Here is a 2,741-nt window from a genome sequence, read left to right as displayed (position 1 = left end):
CTTGAAAGAGGAATTCTTGCATCCAAAATTACTAAAACAATATCAACCAAAGATAAATTATTTTTAATTTGGTCAAAAGTTTTTTTCATATGACCAGGAAACCAATTAAATGTTTTCATTGTTAAACCTATTTCTTTTGTTAAGTAAATTACTCTTTTTCGCTTTGATCTGCACTTACTTTAGAGATAGTATCTAAAACTTTTTGTAGATCTTTTTCGAGGTCTTCTTCAGTTTCAAAAATCTTTTTACTATAAATTTTATAAACTTCTTCGCCTGTAATTGCAATCAAAGAAACTCCTATTTGATGATAAATAAGTTCTAAGGGTTTGTCAAAAATTATTTTTTTAAACCAATGAAAAGGATTGAAAAAATTTCTGATATTATTAAAATTATTAGTTACTTTGGCAACTTTTTGATACTTTTGAATCATGTTTTTTTTAACAACCATTTCTCTAATTACAAAGATTCTTTTTAAAGTCATTTTGCGAAACATTCTCAAAATTTTGTTTTGAAATACTTTGTCAACTCTTTGATTTATGTAAAACATCAAAATAAGACTTTCATCAATGGTAAGTTCCAGATAGGGATATTTGGAGCTGGGATAAAATTGGATTGAGATTTCTAAAATTAATTCTTGGATAGAAGTTATCAAAAAATTCCCAAAATTGCCTTTATCTTTTTTCATTTTTTCTTTGAAATCTTTTTTCTTAGCTTCAATTAATTTAATTATTTCTTGTTGACTAACATCTGTTTTTTCTAGTCTATGAGCTGCTAAAGTTTTTTTCACACTAAACAAAGAAAGAAGACAATAAATAAAAGAGCTTAAAATAACACCAGAAAGAATACCCATAAAGAAAGTATTAAAAAAAGCAAATTGTTTTGTTATGTTGAAAAATTTTTCCCAAAAAGACACAATATCATCATCCTTTTTTTATTTTTTATAATTTTTATAAACGGATTCAAATCGCAAAACACTATATAAAGGCAAAATGTAGATGACATGAACTACCTATAATTATATAATAAACAAAGAAATTAACAAACACAATTTATAAAAATATATAAGAAAAGGGCTTAAATGTGGTGGATAAAACAAAAAAGCAGTTTAAAAATGCAAAAATAAGGTGTTTTATTTATTGTTGTCTCTTGATAAATAAAGTCCTGTTTCAGTATTGATAATAATTTTTTCTCCAATATTGATAAAAAGAGGAACTTTAATTACTAAACCTGTTTCTAAAGCGGCATCTTTTAAAGAATTAGTTTTGGTATCTCCTTTGGCTCCAGGTTCGGTGTAAGCTACTTTAATAGAGATTTTGTCAGGTAAACTGATACCTACAATTTCATCATTTTCATAAAAAATAATATCTACTAAAAGCCCTTCATAAAGATATTTAAGAAAATCTTTTAATTGATGTTTGTTAATTTCTAATTGTTCGTAATTTTGAGTATTCATAAAAATATAATTATCTTCCAAAGCATAAAGAAATTGCATCTTAATTTTAGTAATTAAGGCAGGCTGCACTTTGATACCAGCGTTAAAAGTGTAGTCAATGACACTACCTGTTCTTAGGTTTCTTAATTTGGTTCTTACAAATGCAGCACCTTTACCAGGTTTGACATGTAAAAATTCTAGGATTTGATAAATTTGGTTGTTGAATTTAATGGTTTGTCCAGTTTTAAAATCGTTTGTATTAATCATATTTCTAATTACTTTCTTATTTTTTGGAATTGTTTTCGTTGGTTTAATTGTTTAATGTTTAATCAGTTTTTAAAAAATCGTTAATAAGGCAAATAGTGGTTTTTTCTAAATCAGGGGATAAGGCATCTAGAATGATGGGCTTAATTTGATTTTTAAACCAAGTTTTTTGGCGTTTGGCATATTGCATAGTTTTTTGAATAATTAAGGTTTTGGCTTGATCTAAAGTTATTTTTCCTTCTAACAAAGCTTTAATTTCACGATAACCAATAATATTAAAATTGGCGTTTGGAAAATGAGTTTGAATTTGGTTAACTTCTTCTATAAAACCTTGTTTTAACATTTGTTCCAATCTTAAAATAACTCTTTTTTTCAAAATTTGTCTATCAATATCGAGATAAAAAATTAGCGAAGAATATAGAGGATTTTGTTTTTTATTTTTTTGTGACCTTAAAGTGCCTGCAAGTAAATCTTGATAAGCGCTTAGGATGCGACGAGGATTTTTTAAATCTAGGTTCGCAATTAATTGAGGATCTTTTTGTTTAATAAAATCAATCATATTTTCTATTGCAGGTAAAGAAGTAGGTGGCAAAAACAAAGATTTAGGAGTTAATTCATAATCAAAAAGAGCTGATTTAAGATAAAGCCCGCTACCACCCACAAATAAAGGAAGAGGTGTTTCTTCGATTTTTTTGCGGGCATCTTTTTGAAAATGATAAATACTGTAATTTGTTCCAGGAGCAAGAAAATCTAAAAGATGATGTTTAATTCCTTGGGCTTCTTCGAGAGTTATTTTAGCAGTTCCAATATCGTATTTTTGATACATTTGAAGAGAATCGCAATTAATTATTTCTAAATTAATTTTTTTAGCTATTTTAATAGAAAGGCTAGTTTTTCCTGAAGCGGTAGGACCTGTAATAGCGATTACTTTTTTCATAATTTTCCTTTATGAGGGTAGAAGTGTTTTGGGGTTATTAAATATTTTCCAAAATATAAAATCATTATAAATTTATATGGAAAAGTTATGTTTGGTATAATAATTTAA

3 protein-coding genes and 1 pseudogene are annotated in these 2,741 nt (G+C 26.6%); all 4 read right to left on the bottom strand.

The window, feature by feature from the left end:
- A pseudogene (locus OL66_RS04520) lies at positions 1-119 on the bottom strand (ribosome biogenesis GTPase YlqF); the annotation flags it as partial.
- Between the two features lie 29 nt (positions 120-148).
- A complete protein-coding gene (locus tag OL66_RS00405) occupies positions 149-913 on the bottom strand; it encodes a hypothetical protein (RefSeq protein WP_034172027.1) in 765 nt (254 codons plus the stop codon).
- Positions 914-1,129: 216 nt separating this feature from the next.
- Entirely contained in the window at positions 1,130-1,699 is a 570-nt protein-coding gene (gene efp / locus OL66_RS00400; protein ID WP_034172026.1) for an elongation factor P, read from the bottom strand.
- Positions 1,700-1,757: 58 nt separating this feature from the next.
- A complete protein-coding gene (miaA, locus tag OL66_RS00395; protein WP_034172025.1) occupies positions 1,758-2,633 on the bottom strand; it encodes a tRNA (adenosine(37)-N6)-dimethylallyltransferase MiaA in 876 nt (291 codons plus the stop codon).
- Between the last annotated feature and the right edge of the window lie 108 nt (positions 2,634-2,741).

The sequence above is a fragment of the Chrysanthemum yellows phytoplasma genome, assembly GCF_000803325.1.
GTDB classification, from domain to species: Bacteria; Bacillota_I; Bacilli_A; order Acholeplasmatales; family Acholeplasmataceae; genus Phytoplasma; species Phytoplasma asteris.
The sequence above is the reverse complement of the archived record's forward strand: the minus strand, read 5'-3'. Positions and strand labels throughout refer to the sequence as shown.